Raw genomic sequence first — 14,134 nt, 5'->3', positions numbered from 1 at the left:
CGCCCTGGCCCCGGCCGGCTTCCGGGCCGCCGCGCCGCACTGGCTGGCGCCGCGGCTGGACGGCTCGTGGGACGCGGAGGCGTTCCGGGTCCGGGAGGCGCCCGGGGCGTTCTGAGTGTCCGGTGGGGAGGGCGGTGGAACCGGCGCGGCCGTGATCGCGTGTTGAACCATGTACATGATCGCCTCCGAAGGGACCACCTTGCACGCGAACGGATTACGCCCGTCCCGCCGCACGGCTCTCGCGCTCGGCACGGCCGCCGCCCTCTCACTGGGCGGTGGCACGGCCCAGGGGTCGACCGGCACTGCAACGACCGGCACTGCAAGTGTCACCGCGCGGCTGCGGGAACTGGAGCGGGAGCACACCGCCCGGCTGGGTGTGTACGCCCGCAACATGCGCACCGGCCGGACGGTGGCCCACCGGGCGGACGAGCTCTTCCCGATGGCCTCGGTGTTCAAGACACTCGCGGCCGCGGCCGTGCTGCGCGACCTCGACCGCGACGGGGAGTTCCTGGCCCGGCGGGTGCACTACACGCAGGAGTACGTCACCACGTCGGGCTACTCCCCCATCACCGAGGACCACGTCGCCACCGGCATGACCGTCGGCGAACTGTGCGACGCCACCATCCGCTTCAGCGACAACACCGCGGGCAACCTGCTGCTCAAGGAGCTGGGCGGGCCTACCGCGATCACGCGCTTCGCCCGCTCGGTCGGGGACCGGGTCACCCGGCTCGACCGCTGGGAACCCGAGCTCAACTCCGCGGAGCCGTGGCGCGTGACCGACACGACGACCCCGCGCGCCATCGGCCTGACCTACGCCCGGCTCGTGCTCGGCTCCGCCCTGGCGCGAGGGGACCGCGCGCGGCTCACGGACTGGCTGCTGCGCAACACCACCAGCACCGAGAAGTTCCGCAAGGCCCTGCCCGCCGACTGGCTGATCGCCGACAAGACCGGCGGCGGACGGTACGGCGGCAACCACGACGTGGGCATCACCTGGCCGCCGGACGGCCCGCCGATCGTGATGTCGGTGCTGACCACGCAACCGGAGGAGGACGCCCCGGCCGACAACCCGCTGGTGGCCGGCGCCGCTGCGCTGCTGGCGGCGGAACTCGCCTAGCGTGGCCGTCGTCGGCAGGTCGTGGGACACCTGGCGGGTGAGCGGCGCCCTCGGGGTCGCCGGTCTGCTCGCCCTGCACTCCGCGGTGCCCAACGGCATCGGGCGGCTGGGGAGCCTGCTGGAGACGTTCCTGCCGTGGCTGGGGGCGGCCATTCCCGTGCTCGCCTGCGTCGCCCTCGTCACGCGGTCCTGGGCGGGACTGCTCGCCTGCCTGGCGCCCGGGGCCGTATGGCTCTGGATGTTCGGTGGCGTGCTCTTGTCCTCGCGCCCAGGCCCGTACGACCTCACCGTCGTCCAGCACAACGTGGCCGATGACAACGCCGACCCCGCGGGTACCGCCGGGGCCCTGCTCGCCACGGGTGCCGGTCTGATCACCGTGGAGGAGCTGACCCCCGCCGCGCGGCCCGCTTACCAGCGCGTCCTGGGCTCCTCCCACCCCCATCGGGCCCTCCACGGCACGGTCGGACTCTGGTCGGCGTACCCGCTGTCGGACGTGCGGCCCGTGGACATCCGGCCCGAGGGCTTCCCGGAGAGCTGGCGGCGGGCTCTGCGGGCCACGGTGTCCGCGCCCGGCGGCCAGGTCGCGGTGTACGTGGTCCATCTGCCCTCCGTGCGCCTGGGCCCGACGGGGCTCGCCTCGGCGGCCCGCGACGAGAGCGCGGCCCTCCTCGGGGCCCGGATCGCCGCCGACCCGGCCGGCCGGCTGCTGGTGGCGGGCGACCTCAACGGCACGGTGCAGGACCGCGGCCTCGCCCCGCTCACCTCCCGGCTGCACGCTCCTCCCACGGGGTTCGCGTTCAGCTGGCCGGCCGGCCTGCCGGTGGCGAGGATCGACCAGGTGCTGGGGCGAGGGGCCGAGGTGGCAGAGGTGTCGGCGCTGGAGGCGACCGGCAGCGACCACCTTCCGGTGCTGGGCCGCGTACTCCTGCGGTAGACGGCAGGGGTGCGCCGGGCCCGCAGCGGGGAGAATCCGGGTGAAGCCGGCCTCGCAAGGAGGTTTTCGATGCCACTCCGCTCCGGCAGGGTTCCCCGGGACGCCGTGCACCATCCGCTGTTCGCCCGCTGCTACGCCCGGGCCAGTGTGGCCGCCGAGACCCGGATGGGCATGGGCCGGATCCGCGACAGACTCCTCGGCGGGCTGTCCGGACGGGTGATCGAGATCGGCGCGGGCAACGGGCTGAACTTCGCGCACTACCCGGTCACCGTCGCGGAGGTCGTCGCCATCGAACCCGAGCGGCGGCTGCGGCACCTGGCCGTGGAGGCCGCGCTGCGCGCCGAGGTGCCGGTGGACGTCGTGCCGGGTGCGGCCGAGGCACTGCCGGTCAAGAGCGAGGGCTTCGACGCGGCGGTGCTGTCGCTGGTGCTGTGCAGTGTGCGGGACGTGCCCCGGGCGCTCGGGGAACTGCGGCGGGTGCTGCGGCCGGGCGGCGAGGTGCGGTTCTTCGAGCACGGCCGGGGCGGCGGCCGGGCGATGGGCTTCACGCAGCACGCGCTGGACCGGACGGTGTGGCCGCTGCTGAGCGGGGGCTGCCATGTGGCACGGGAGCCGGTCCGGGCGCTGCGGGACGCCGGGTTCGAGCTCGGCCCCTACCGGCGGGTGCTCATGCCCGAGCAGGGGCCGACGCTGCCCACCTCGTACTGCGTGCTCGGCACGGCGTGGCGCCCTGCCGAGGGGTGAGTCACAGGCTCCACCGGCGCAGCTCCTGCTCGATGTCCCGGACGGACGCCTCGCCGCTCTTGACCAGCCGGGCGAGGTCGCGGACCTGCTCGGGCGAGGTGACGACCTTGACACCGCCGGCGACGAGGTACGCGTAGGCGACGGCGGAGGCGAACAGGGCGTTGGAGCGCTCCAGCGCGGGGACGTGCAGCAGGAGCTGGAGCAGGGCGGCCGCGCGGGCGTACGGGCTGTCGTAGACGGGGACGTCGAACACGGCGGCCTTGTGGCGGGCGACGGCGGCGACGAGGGCTCCCCAGTCGGTGACCTGAGGGTCTCCGGGGGTCTTCTGCTCGGCGAGCATCAGCAGCCAGGCGAGGTCGATCTCGAGGTTGTCCAACGGTTCAGCGGCGACCTTCGCGCGTGCCCTCACGCTCTGCGCCGAACTCCTCGGCGAAGACGGACTCGTACTGCTTCATGAAGTCGGCGGCGGCCTCCACGAAGGTGTGGCCCACCTCGCCGGTGTCCTGCCTGACCAGCTCCTCGATGTAGCGGTTGACGCTCATCCCGCGGGCCAGGGCGCGTTCCCGGGCGGCGCGGGCGGTGCCCTCGTCGACGCGCACGTTCAGCTGGGTCTTCGCCATACCTCGAAGCTGGCGCGCAGGCGCTAGCACCGGCAAGGGCGTGTCCGACCCGCGGAGGATACCGACTGTGGGCCGGGTCACATTACCCTCGGGCAGGGCCAGGAGGTCCTGACGTCCACCCGGAGGAGGCGGCCTTGTCCACACCCGCTGCGGAGCACGCTCCCGGCCTCGCGCCGGCCGACGGGATCGCGGCCCGGGCCCGCGGTCTGACCAAGGCGTACGGCTCGGGCGAGACGACCGTGCTCGCACTCGACTCGGTGGACGTGGACGTCGCCCGGGGCCGGTTCACCGCCGTGATGGGCCCCTCGGGCTCCGGGAAGTCCACGCTGATGCACTGCCTGGCCGGGCTCGACACCGTCTCGGCCGGTCAGGTGTGGCTCGGCGACACGGAGATCACGGGGCTGAGGGAGCGTGAACTGACGCGACTGCGCCGCGACCGGATCGGGTTCATGTTCCAGTCGTTCAACCTCATCCCGACCCTGAACGCCCTGGAGAACATCACCCTGCCCATGGACATCGCCGGCCGGAAGCCCGACGAGGCGTGGCTGGACCGGGTGATCGACACCCTGGGCCTGCGGGACCGGCTCGGGCACCGGCCGTCGCAGCTCTCGGGCGGGCAGCAGCAACGGGTGGCCTGCGCCCGGGCGCTGGCCTCCCGTCCCGAGCTGATCTTCGCGGACGAGCCGACCGGCAACCTCGACTCGCGCGCCGGCCTGGAGGTGCTCGGCTTCCTGCGCGAGGCGGTGGACCAGCTCGGGCAGACCGTCGTCATGGTCACCCACGACCCGGGGGCGGCCGCCCACTCGGACCTGGTGCTCTTCCTCGGGGACGGCCGGATCGTCGACGAGATGCGGCGCCCCACGGCGGAGGCGGTCCTGGAGCGGATGAAGAGGTTCGACGTGATCCGCACCCGCTACGAGGACGCCGGCGCCCCGGTGTCGTCCGAGGAGAACTGAGCCCGTGCTCAAGGCGACCCTGCGGGGCTTCCTGGCGCACAAGGGACGGCTGCTGCTCTCCGCGCTCGCCGTCCTGCTGTCGGTCGCGTTCGTCACGGGGAGCCTGATCTTCTCGGACACCGTCAGCCGCACGTTCGACCGGCTGTTCGCCTCCACCGCGGCCGATGTCACGGTCAGCCCGAAGGAGGACCTCGACGAGGCGGTGCCCTCCGGCCGGACGGCCACCCTGCCGGCCGCGCTCGCCGAACGCGTCCGGCAGATCGACGGGGTCGCGGCGGCCCGGGCCGACGTGGAGGTGAGCGGCCTCACCGTCGTCGACGAGGCGAACGAGCCGGTCGGCCCGACCACCGGGGCGCCGACGCTCGGCAACGCCTGGAACCCGAACGAGCGCAGCCCCGTGAAGCTGACGTCGGGCCACGCACCGCGCGGTCCCGCCGAGGCGCTGCTCGACTCCGAGACCGCGGGCCGCAAGGACGTGCGCATCGGGGACACCCTCACCGTCATCGCGCCTCCCGGGTCGTTCCAGGTCCGGGTGGTCGGCATCGTCACCTTCACGACCACCAACCCCGGCTCGGCGCTGATCTACTTCGACACGCCCACCGCGCAGACGAAGCTGCTGGGCCGGCCGGGGACGGCCACCGCCATCGCGGTGGACGCGGCGGAGGGCGTCGGCGACGACCGGCTCAAACAGCGCGTGGCCGACGCGCTCGGCCCGCACACCTACGACTTCAGGACGGCCGGCGAGCAGGCGGAGTCCGATGTCGAGCAACTGGGCGGGTTCCTCGACGTGATCAAGTACGTGATGCTCGGCTTCGCCGGGATCGCCGTGCTGGTCGGCGTGTTCCTGATCGTCAACACCTTCTCCATGCTCATCGCCCAGCGCACCCGCGAGCTGGGCCTGCTGCGGGCGCTGGGCGCCGACCGGCGGCAGGTCCGGAACTCGGTGCTCACCGAGGCCCTGCTGCTCGGGCTGGTCGGCTCCACGCTGGGGCTCGCCGCGGGCATCGGGCTCGCGGCCGGGCTGATCGGGCTGATGGGCCTGCTCGGCATGAACATCGACGCCGACGAGATGGAGATCGGCTGGGTCACACCGGTGGCGGCCTACGTCGTCGGGCTCGGCGTCACCTTCGTCGCCGCGTACCTCCCGGCGCGGCGGGCCGCGGGCGTGTCGCCGATGGCCGCGCTCTCGGACGCCGAGGTCGCCGGGGTGGGCCGGCCGCTGCGGGTGCGCGCGGTGGCGGGCGCCGTCGTCGGGGTGGCCGGTGCGGCGGCGCTCGCGGGCTGCGCGGTGTCGCGGCAGACGTCGTCGGCTGCGTCCCTGCTGGGGCTCGGTGTGGTGCTCACCCTGATCGCGACCGTGATCGCCGGGCCGCTGCTGGTGCGCCCGGTGATCCGGGTGCTCGGCGGGGCCTTTCCCGCGCTGTTCGGGCCGGTCGGCCGGATGAGCCAGCGCAACGCCCTGCGCAATCCGCGCCGTACCGGGGCCACGGCCGCCGCCCTGATGGTGGGGATCGCCCTGGTGGGCGGGATGTCGGTGGCGAGCGAGTCGATGACCGCGTCGTTCGACCGGCAGATCGACAAGACGCTGGGCGCCGACTTCGTGGTCCAGAACTCCAACTTCCAGACGTTCCCGCGGGAGGTGACCGAGAAAGTGCGCGGCACCGAGGGCGTGGGCCTGGTGGTGCGCGGGCGGTTCACGCCGGTCGCGGTGCGGCTCCCGGACGGCGACCGGGTGGAGACCACGGCCGCGGGCTACGATCCGCGGCTCGACGAGGTCGCCAACATCACCTACGCGCGAGGGGACTCCGCGGCCGCGCTCGCGAGCGGGCACCTGGCCATGGACCGGGACTTCGCCCGCGACCACGGCGTGCGGGTCGGCAGCACCCTCCCGATCCGGTTCCCGGCCGGACGCTCGGCCGAGCTGACGGTCGGAGCGCTCACCGACCAGGACTCCGCCGAGGGGTTCGGCACCCAGGGCGGGCTGTTCTTCGGCATGGGCACCCTGGAGCGGTACGCGCCGGGCGGGCAGGACTCCGCGCTGTACGTCAACGCCGCCCCCGGCACCGGCGACGGCGAACTGCGCGCGAACCTGGAGGAGACCCTGGAGCCGTACCCGCAGGTGCAGGTGCGGGACCTGGCCGACTACAAGCAGCTGGTCCGGGACCAGATCGCCGTCCTGCTGTACCTCGTGTACGCGCTGCTCGGGCTGGCGATCATCATCGCCGTGCTCGGCGTGGTCAACACCCTCGCGCTGTCGGTCGTCGAACGCACCCGGGAGATCGGCCTGCTGCGGGCGATCGGGCTGGCCCGGCGGCAGCTGCGGCGGATGATCCGGCTGGAGTCGGTGGTCATCGCGGTGTTCGGAGCGGTCCTGGGGCTGGTGCTGGGGCTGGTGTGGGGGGTGTGCACCCAGCAGGTGCTGGCGCTCCAGGGCATGACGGCGCTGGCGATCCCGTGGCTGACGATCGTGCTGGTGGTGGTCGGCTCGGCGGTGGTCGGGGTCGTGGCGGCGCTGCTGCCGGCGTTGCGCGCGTCCCGCATGAACGTCCTGGCGGCCATCGCGCACGAGTGAGTCCGGATGGTGAAACGGTCTGCCGCGGGCCGGTGCGAGTGATGTGATCTTGCGATGACCGACTTGCGTATCCGGGCCGCGACGCCCGAGGACCTCGATGCCGTGCTGGCCTTCTGGAAGGCGGCCGCCGAGGGCACCAGCATCAGCGACGACCGCGCCGGTGTGGAGCGGCTGGTCGCGCGGGACCCCGAGGCACTGATCCTGGCCGAACGTCACGGCGAACTGGCCGGCACGGTGATCGCCGGGTTCGACGGCTGGCGCTGCCATCTGTACCGGCTGGCCGTGCATCCGGACCACCGTCGCCAGGGCATCGCGACCGCGCTGCTCGCCGCCGCCGAGGAGCGGTTCGTACGGCTCGGCGGGCGGCGCGCGGACGCGATGGTGCTCACGCGCAACGAAACCGCGCACCGGACGTGGGGTGCCGCCGGATACGGGGCAGAGGAGCAGTGGCGACGCTGGGTGAAGCCGCTCACCGCGTAGTCACGGCCGCGAGACCGTGATCACGACCGCAGGCGGACTTTGCCCATCCTTTACTCTTGAATGGCCACTCGGTCCTGCATGAAAGGTTGTGAGCCTCCGCCCATGGGCGAGCCTCCCCGTGCGCGACATCGCGCGTTCCGCCCCGTCCTGGAGAACCATGGATGGGGGGTGAACCGATGACCGAAGTGCTCCTCCTCCTGGCGGCGATCGCGCTCTCGCTCGCCTGCGGCGCCTTCGTGGCGGCCGAGTTCTCCCTCACCACGGTCGAGCGCGCCGAGCTGGAGCGGGCCGTCGAGCGTGGCGAGCGCGGTGCGCAGGGGGCGCTGAAGGCCGTACGGAGTCTGACGTTCCAGCTCTCCGGCGCGCAGCTCGGGATCACCGTCACGAACCTGGTGGTCGGGATGCTCGCCGAGCCGTCGATCGCCGCCCTGATCGCCGGGCCCCTGGAGGACCTCGGCGTCTCGCGCTCGGCGTCGCACAGCATCGCGCTGGTGATCGGCACCGCCTTGTCCACGGTGTTCCTGATGGTCGTCGGCGAGCTGGTGCCCAAGAACTGGGCGATCTCCTCGCCGCTGACCGTCGCCAAGACCGTGGGCAACGCCCAGCGCGGGTTCAGTGCCGCGTTCCGGCCGTTCATCACGCACCTCAACAACACGGCGAACCGGGTGGTGCGGCGGATCGGGGTGGAGCCCGCCGAGGAGCTCGCCTCGGCGCGCGGCCCGCAGGAGCTGGCGGCTCTCGCGCGGCACTCCGCGAAGGAGGGCGCCTTGGAGGCCGACACCGCCGAGTTGTTCGTCCGCACGCTGAACCTCGCCGACCTGACGGCGGAGAACGTGATGACGCCCCGGGTGCAGGTCGTCGCGCTGGAGGTGCAGGCCACCCTGGAGGACGTCGCGAACGCGACCCGGGCCACCGGCCTGTCCCGGTTCCCCGTCTACCGCGGCACCCTCGACTCGGTCGTCGGAACGGCCCACGTCAAGGACGTGCTGGCGGTACCGGCCGAGCGCCGGACCCGGATCTACGTCTCCGAGCTGATGCGCGAGCCGCTGCTGGTCCCCGAGTCGCTCACCGTCGACCGGCTCCTGGACCGGCTCTCCGGCAAGCGCACGATGGCCGTCGTGATCGACGAGTACGGCGGCACGGCGGGCGTCGCCACGCTGGAGGACATCGTCGAGGAGGTCGTCGGCGAGGTCCGCGACGAGCACGACCCGCACGAGATCCCCGACCTCGCCGCGGCCGGCACCGACGAGAGCGGGCACCCCCTGTACTCGGCCGACGGCTCCGCCCGCGTGGACCACCTCGAACGGATCGGGCTGCGCGCGCCGGAGGGCCCCTACGAGACGCTCGCCGGGCTGGTGGCGACGGTGCTCGGGCGGATACCTGCCGCCGGAGACACCCTGGAGGTCGCCGGCTGGCACCTGGAGGTCCTGGACGCCACGGGGCGCCGGGCCGCCCGCGTCCGGCTGCGCGCCCCGCTTCACGACCACAAGCCCGATGAGAAGGGGGTGGAGCTGTGACCGCCGTCCAGCTGCTGATCGGACTGGCGACACTCTTCGTCAACGCCTTCTTCGTCGGCGCCGAGTTCGCGCTGATCTCGGTGCGCCGCAGCCAGATCGAGCCCTACGCCGACCGGGGCGACCGGCGCGCGAAGAACGTGCTGTGGGGGCTGGAGCACGTGTCCGCGCTGATGGCGGCCGCTCAGCTCGGCATCACGCTGTGCACGCTGGTGCTGGGCGTGGTGGCCGAGCCGGCGATCGCCCATCTGCTGGAGCCGGCGTTCCACGCGGCGGGCGTGCCCGAGGGCGCGGGCCACGCGGTGTCCTTCGTGATCGCGCTGTCCCTCGCGACGTATCTGCACATGCTGCTCGGCGAGATGGTGCCGAAGAACATCGCGCTCGCCGAGCCGGTGCGCAGCGCGCTGGCGCTCGGACCGCCCCTGGTGGCGCTGTCCCGGGCGCTGCGGCCGGTGATCTTCACGGTGAACGCGTTCGCCAACGCGCTGCTGAAGCTGCTGCGCGTGGAGGCCCGGGAGGAGGTGGCCGCCTCCTACTCGGACGCGGAGATAGCGCAGATCGTGAAGGACTCCAGCGAGGCGGGCCTGATCGACGACCGCGCCCAGGAGCGGCTGCACGACGCCCTGGAGCTGGGCCGCCGTCCGGTGCGGGACGTGGTGCTGCCGCTGGAGCGCGTGGAGTACGCGAGCGTGGGCGTCACCCCGGAGGAACTGGAGCGGCTGTCGGCCGGGTCCGGGTTCTCCCGCTTCCCGGTGGTGGACGAGGGACGGCGGATCGTCGGATACCTGCATGTGAAGGACGCCCTGGACGCCGTCGGGCGCAACACGCCGTTCCGCCTGCGGGACATGCGCCCCATCGCCCGGGTGCGGGAGCACACCCCGCTGGACGACGTCCTCACGGCGATGCGGGGCAGCCGGACGCACCTCGCGGCCGTCCTCGGGGCGGACGGGCGGCTGGCGGGTCTTGTGACCATGGAGGACGTGCTGCGGGAGCTGTTCGGTCAGCGGGCGTGAGGACCGGGTTCCCGGGACCGACCGACCGCTGGGTATGTGCACGGGATAGCATTTCCGTCGCCATGCAGACGAACCCCACTCACAGCAGCCTGGTCGCGGTCGGCGACTCCTTCACCGAGGGCATGTCCGACCTGATGCCCGACGGCACCTACCGGGGCTGGGCGGACCTGCTCGCCGCACGGATGGCGGCGCGTACGCCCGGCTTCCGGTACGCCAACCTCGCGGTGCGCGGCAAGCTGATCCAGCAGATCGTCGACGAGCAGGTCGACGTCGCGGCGGCCATGGGAGCCGACGTGATCACCCTGGTCGGCGGCCTCAACGACACGCTGCGGCCCAAGTGCGACATGGGCCGGGTCCGCGGGCTCCTCACGGAGGCCGTGGAGAAGCTGGCCCCTGCCTGCCGGCAGCTTGTCCTGATGCGCAGCCCGGCCCGTCAGGGACCCGTCCAGGAGCGGTTCCGGCCGCGTATGGAGGAGCTGTTCGCCTGCGTCGACGAGCTGGCCGCCCGGCACGGCGCGCTCGTCGTCGACCTGTACGGCGCACCCTCCCTGAGCGACCCGCGGATGTGGGACGTGGACCGGCTGCATCTGACGGCCGAGGGCCACCGCCGGGTCGCGGAGGCGGTCTGGCAGACGCTGGGCCACGACCCCGAGGACGCCGCGTGGCACACGCCGATGCCGGCGACGCTGCCGCCGGGCTGGGTCATGCGGCGGGTGGCGGACGCCCGCTTCGCCCGGCAGCACCTGCTCCCCTGGATAGGCCGCCGCCTGACGGGCCGCTCCTCGGGCGACGGACGGCCCCCCAAGCGGCCCGAGCTGGCGCCCTACGAAGACCTGGCGTAGCCGCAGGTGGACGCGCCGGTCACACCGTCGTAGGTTCCGACAAAGACACCCGCGGCGCTGGCCTGCACGAATCGCCAGTAGAATCCGGTCACGTGACTTCCGCTCCCGCCAAGCCCCGCATCCCGAACGTCCTCGCCGGACGCTACGCCTCCGCCGAGCTCGCCACGCTCTGGTCGCCCGAGCAGAAGGTGAAGCTGGAGCGGCAGCTCTGGCTCGCCGTGCTGCGGGCTCAGAAGGACCTCGGGATCGAGGTGCCGGACGCGGCCCTGGCCGACTACGAGCGTGTCCTCGACACCGTCGACCTGGCCTCCATCGCCGAGCGCGAGAAGGTCACCCGGCACGACGTGAAGGCGCGGATCGAAGAGTTCAACGACCTCGCCGGGCACGAGCACGTGCACAAGGGCATGACCTCGCGCGACCTCACCGAGAACGTCGAGCAGCTGCAGATCCGCCTGTCGCTGGAGCTGATGCGCGACCGCACGGTCGCCGTCCTGGCCCGGCTCGGCAAGCTCGCCGGCGAGTACGGCGAGCTGGTCATGGCCGGCCGCTCGCACAACGTCGCCGCGCAGGCCACCACCCTCGGCAAGCGCTTCGCCACCGCCACCGACGAGCTGCTCGTCGCCCACGGCCGCATCGAGGAGCTGCTGGGCCGCTACCCGCTGCGCGGCATCAAGGGCCCGGTCGGCACTGCGCAGGACATGCTGGACCTGCTCGGCGGGGACGCCTCGAAGCTCGCGGACCTGGAGCAGCGCATCGCCGGGCACCTCGGCTTCTCGCAGGCGTTCACCTCGGTCGGCCAGGTCTACCCGCGCTCGCTGGACTACGAGGTCGTGACAGCCCTGGTGCAGCTGGCGGCGGCCCCGTCGTCGCTGGCGAAGACGATCCGGCTGATGGCCGGGCACGAGCTGGTCACCGAGGGCTTCAAGCCCGGCCAGGTCGGCTCCTCGGCGATGCCGCACAAGATGAACACCCGCTCCTGCGAGCGCGTCAACGGCCTGATGGTCATCCTGCGCGGCTACGCCTCGATGACCGGTGAGCTGGCGGGCGACCAGTGGAACGAGGGCGACGTGTCCTGCTCGGTGGTGCGCCGGGTCGCGCTGCCGGACGCGTTCTTCGCGCTGGACGGTCTGCTGGAGACCTTCCTGACGGTGCTCGACGAGTTCGGCGCGTTCCCGGCGGTCGTCGCCCGGGAGCTGGACCGCTACCTGCCGTTCCTCGCCACCACGAAGGTGCTGATGGGCGCCGTGCGCGCGGGCGTGGGCCGGGAGCTCGCGCACGAGGCGATCAAGGAGAACGCCGTGGCCTCCGCGCTCGCCATGCGCGAGCAGGGCGCCGAGCGCAACGAGCTGCTCGACAAGCTGGCCGCCGACGCGCGCATCCCGCTGGACCGTGACCAGCTGGACGCGCTGATGGCCGACAAGCTGTCCTTCACCGGTGCCGCGGGCGACCAGGTCGCCACCGTCGTCGCCCGGGTCGAGGAGATCGTCAAGCAGAACCCCCAGGCCGCGGGCTACACGCCCGGGGCGATCCTCTGACACGCCGGCCGGGTGGCCGACAGTGCCGCGTTTCACGCCCGAGGAGCTTCAGGCCGCCCGCGACCGCGTCGTGCCCGACGTGGTCGCGGAGGGTCTGCACGTCCTGTTCTGCGGCATCAACCCCGGTCTGATGACGGCCGCGACCGGCCATCACTTCGCCCGCCCGGGCAACCGGTTCTGGCCGGTGCTGCACCGCTCCGGGTTCACACCGCGCCTGCTGAAGCCGTCCGAGCAGCAGGAGTTGCTGTCGTACGGGCTCGGCATCACCAACGTCGTGGCACGGGCTTCCGCCCGGGCCGACGAGCTGAGCGCCGAGGAGTACCGGGAGGGCGGGCGGTTGCTCGCGGCGAAGGTGGAGCGGCTGCGACCGCGCTGGCTGGCCGTCGTGGGGGTGACCGCGTACCGGGTCGCGTTCGACGACCGCACGGCGCGGGTGGGGCCGCAGTCGCGGACGATCGGGGAGACGCGCGTGTGGGTGCTGCCCAACCCGAGCGGGCTGAACGCGCACTGGACGGCCGAGACGATGGCGGAGGAGTTCGGACGGCTGCGCGAGGCCGCCGGGGCCTGAGGGCGGGCGGGACTCTGCGGACTCCCCCTAGGGCGGGTCCGCCTCCGTGACCAGGGCCAGCAGCCGGACCTCCTGTGACACGTCACGGTCCCCGACCGCCACGGCGACCCAGCGGCCCGTGCCCTCCACCTCCCACAGGTGGGCCACGCCCGCGCACGCGCTCAACTCGGCCCAGGGCCGCGGTATCTCCTCCCGCTCGGTGCGCAGCAGGACGGTCTCCAGGTTGTAGGGGTCCGTGTCTCCCCAGCGGGAGGCGAGGAGCTCGTAGACCGCGTCGCGGTCCTTCTCGTACTGGTCGATCGTCACCGCCCGGGCGGCAGGGTCGGTTTGCGTCGCGGCCTCCAACACCGCGACGTGGTGACCCGGTCCCGAGAAGCCGACGTCCGACGGGCCGTGCTCCGCAGGAAAGGGGCGGTAGCACAGCTCGTCGATGACGGCGATGTGCTGTGCGATGTTCATGGGTCCAGTAAACCGGCCCCCACTGACAGTTGGCGGGGCATCACCCGGCTCGCCGTCAGGCGTCCCTGCGGCGCAGACGCCAGGCTCCCGCCAGCAGGGCGGCGGCCGTCCACAGCGCCGTCACGGCGAGCCCCGACCAGGGCCCCAGGGCGCCGTCGTAGGTCTCCCGGAGAACCAGTTGCCCGGCCTTGTCGGGCAGGAAGTCGGCGACGGTGCCGGTGGCGTCGCCGATCACGAACGACACCACGAGGATGAACGGCACCAGCAGGGAGAGGGTGGCCACGCCGCTGCGCAGCAGGGCGGCGGTCCCCGCGGCGAACAGCGCCATCAGCATGAGGTAGACACCGCAGCCCACGACAGCCCGCGTCTGCTCACCGGTGCTGAGCCCGTCGGCCGCCGCGCCGAGCCCGGCCCGCCCGGCGAGCAGGGCGGCGAGGGCCGTCACCAGCCCCACGAGGAACGCCGGTACGGCGATGACGGCCGCCTTGGCCGCGAACCACCGGCCGCGTCGCGGCACCGCGGCCAACGACAACCGGAGCACGCCCTGATGGAACTCCGACGACACGGCCATGGCCCCGAAGGAGATGGCCGCGATCTGGCCCGGTATGACGCCGGACAGGGACGCGAACAGCGGATCGAACCCCGGATCCGAGGTGTCGGAGGCACCGGCGAGCGCGGAGAACGCGACGGTGGCCGCGAACAGCGCCAGCAGCGCTCCCGGGAGCGAGCGCAGCGTGCGGATCTTCAGCCACTCGGAGCGCAGTACGGGGGTGAGTTCCATGG

The 14,134-nt window shown here is 72.9% G+C and carries 15 protein-coding genes and 1 pseudogene; 12 read left to right on the top strand and 4 right to left on the bottom strand.

All coding sequences use genetic code 11. The annotated features are described in order from the left end of the window. From GTY56_RS01520 to GTY56_RS01505, 4 genes and pseudogenes are all read left to right on the top strand, one after another. Window positions 1-115 (top strand): annotated as a pseudogene (locus GTY56_RS01520) (dethiobiotin synthase); the annotation flags it as partial. 60 nt (window positions 116-175) lie between these two features. Then, window positions 176-1,114 carry a class A beta-lactamase gene (gene bla, locus GTY56_RS01515; protein ID WP_161361710.1) on the top strand — a complete coding sequence of 313 codons (939 nt, stop codon included), beginning with the start codon at window positions 176-178 and terminating at the stop codon, window positions 1,112-1,114. Between the two features lies 1 nt (window position 1,115). Beyond that, window positions 1,116-2,048: an endonuclease/exonuclease/phosphatase family protein gene (locus GTY56_RS01510; protein WP_161361708.1), complete on the top strand. Its 933-nt coding sequence runs from the start codon at window positions 1,116-1,118 to the stop codon at window positions 2,046-2,048. Between the two features lie 69 nt (window positions 2,049-2,117). Further along, window positions 2,118-2,792, top strand: coding sequence for a class I SAM-dependent methyltransferase (locus tag GTY56_RS01505; RefSeq protein ID WP_161361706.1), 675 nt, complete (start codon window positions 2,118-2,120; stop codon window positions 2,790-2,792). Between the two features lies 1 nt (window position 2,793). Here GTY56_RS01505 and GTY56_RS01500 read toward each other — a convergent pair whose 3' ends face one another. Both GTY56_RS01500 and GTY56_RS01495 read right to left on the bottom strand, forming a co-directional pair. Next, window positions 2,794-3,168 (bottom strand): fic family toxin-antitoxin system, toxin component, encoded by a 375-nt coding sequence (locus tag GTY56_RS01500; RefSeq protein WP_161361716.1) that lies wholly within the window; start codon window positions 3,166-3,168, stop codon window positions 2,794-2,796. Window positions 3,169-3,172: 4 nt separating this feature from the next. Beyond that, entirely contained in the window at window positions 3,173-3,412 is a 240-nt protein-coding gene (locus tag GTY56_RS01495; protein WP_161361704.1) for a toxin-antitoxin system HicB family antitoxin, read from the bottom strand. Between the two features lie 134 nt (window positions 3,413-3,546). Between GTY56_RS01495 and GTY56_RS01490 the strand changes: the two genes are divergently transcribed. The 8 genes from GTY56_RS01490 to mug all read left to right on the top strand — a co-directional run bounded on the left by GTY56_RS01490 (window position 3,547) and on the right by mug (window position 12,892). Next, window positions 3,547-4,368, top strand: a complete 822-nt coding sequence (locus GTY56_RS01490; RefSeq protein WP_161361702.1) for an ABC transporter ATP-binding protein — start codon at window positions 3,547-3,549, stop codon at window positions 4,366-4,368. Between the two features lie 4 nt (window positions 4,369-4,372). Further along, complete coding sequence (locus tag GTY56_RS01485) at window positions 4,373-6,940, top strand: FtsX-like permease family protein (protein WP_161361700.1); 2,568 nt, start codon at window positions 4,373-4,375, stop codon at window positions 6,938-6,940. Between the two features lie 54 nt (window positions 6,941-6,994). Next, on the top strand, window positions 6,995-7,420 hold the full coding sequence (locus GTY56_RS01480; protein ID WP_161361698.1) for a GNAT family N-acetyltransferase: 426 nt from the start codon (window positions 6,995-6,997) through the stop codon (window positions 7,418-7,420). A 176-nt stretch (window positions 7,421-7,596) separates the two neighbouring features. Beyond that, on the top strand, window positions 7,597-8,937 hold the full coding sequence (locus GTY56_RS01475; RefSeq protein ID WP_161361696.1) for a hemolysin family protein: 1,341 nt from the start codon (window positions 7,597-7,599) through the stop codon (window positions 8,935-8,937). Beyond that, entirely contained in the window at window positions 8,934-9,947 is a 1,014-nt protein-coding gene (locus tag GTY56_RS01470; protein ID WP_161361694.1) for a CNNM domain-containing protein, read from the top strand. Before GTY56_RS01475 ends, GTY56_RS01470 begins: the two co-directional genes overlap by 4 nt. A gap of 62 nt (window positions 9,948-10,009) precedes the next feature. Then, the gene (locus GTY56_RS01465) at window positions 10,010-10,789 is read left to right on the top strand and encodes an SGNH/GDSL hydrolase family protein (RefSeq protein WP_161361693.1); all 780 of its coding nucleotides are present in this window, start codon (window positions 10,010-10,012) and stop codon (window positions 10,787-10,789) included. A 92-nt stretch (window positions 10,790-10,881) separates the two neighbouring features. Next, a complete protein-coding gene (gene purB / locus GTY56_RS01460) occupies window positions 10,882-12,324 on the top strand; it encodes an adenylosuccinate lyase (RefSeq protein WP_107457300.1) in 1,443 nt (480 codons plus the stop codon). A 22-nt stretch (window positions 12,325-12,346) separates the two neighbouring features. Beyond that, window positions 12,347-12,892 (top strand): G/U mismatch-specific DNA glycosylase, encoded by a 546-nt coding sequence (mug, locus tag GTY56_RS01455; RefSeq protein ID WP_161361692.1) that lies wholly within the window; start codon window positions 12,347-12,349, stop codon window positions 12,890-12,892. A 27-nt stretch (window positions 12,893-12,919) separates the two neighbouring features. Here the strand turns inward: mug and GTY56_RS01450 are convergent, their stop codons facing one another. Both GTY56_RS01450 and GTY56_RS01445 read right to left on the bottom strand, forming a co-directional pair. Next, window positions 12,920-13,351 carry a hypothetical protein gene (locus GTY56_RS01450; protein ID WP_161361690.1) on the bottom strand — a complete coding sequence of 144 codons (432 nt, stop codon included), beginning with the start codon at window positions 13,349-13,351 and terminating at the stop codon, window positions 12,920-12,922. A gap of 55 nt (window positions 13,352-13,406) precedes the next feature. Beyond that, complete coding sequence (locus GTY56_RS01445; RefSeq protein WP_161361688.1) at window positions 13,407-14,132, bottom strand: ABC transporter permease; 726 nt, start codon at window positions 14,130-14,132, stop codon at window positions 13,407-13,409. Between the last annotated feature and the right edge of the window lie 2 nt (window positions 14,133-14,134).

The sequence above is a fragment of the Streptomyces sp. SID5643 genome (assembly GCF_009872555.1).
Taxonomy (GTDB): Bacteria; Actinomycetota; Actinomycetes; order Streptomycetales; family Streptomycetaceae; genus Streptomyces; species Streptomyces iakyrus.
This window is presented reverse-complemented; position numbering and strand designations above follow the sequence as displayed.